Source organism: Shewanella sp. SACH (assembly GCF_001887095.2).
Classification (GTDB): Bacteria; Pseudomonadota; Gammaproteobacteria; order Enterobacterales; family Shewanellaceae; genus Shewanella; species Shewanella baltica.
On the sequence record NZ_MPDG02000019.1, the window covers coordinates 1 to 517 of the forward strand.

The 517-nt window shown below is 56.1% G+C and carries 1 protein-coding gene; it reads left to right on the plus strand.

Annotated features, from left to right (window positions below; genetic code table 11):
* Positions 1-517 (plus strand): putative Ig domain-containing protein (locus BM607_RS21575; RefSeq protein WP_140393440.1); only part of this gene is annotated, 517 nt, incomplete at both ends.

Sequence of the window (517 nt, forward strand, 5' to 3'; positions counted from 1 at the left end):
CAAGATGCAGCGTACAGCTACACTTTTGCGGCGAGTGATACCGATGTGGGCGACACATTAACTTTAAGCGCGGTGACTAAACCGAGTTGGTTGAGCTTCAATGCTGCCACTGGATTGTTAAGTGGCACGCCAGGCAATGCCGATGTGGGCGCACACCCCGTGACATTGCGGGTGACGGACACAGATGGCTTAACGGCAGAGCAAAGCTTCAGCATCACGGTCACCAACGTCAACGATGCGCCGACCATCAGTTCAACCGCCATCACTGCAGCCACTCAAGATGCGGCTTACAGCTACACCTTCGCGGCCGCGGACACTGATGTGGGCGACACCTTAACCTTAAGCGCCGTGACCAAACCGAGTTGGTTGAGCTTCAATGCTGCCACTGGCGTGTTAAGTGGCACACCCAGTAATGCCGATGTGGGCGCACACCCCGTGACACTGCGAGTGACGGACACGGATGGCTTAACGGCTGACCAGTCCTTTAGCATCACGGTGACCAACGTCAATGATGCAC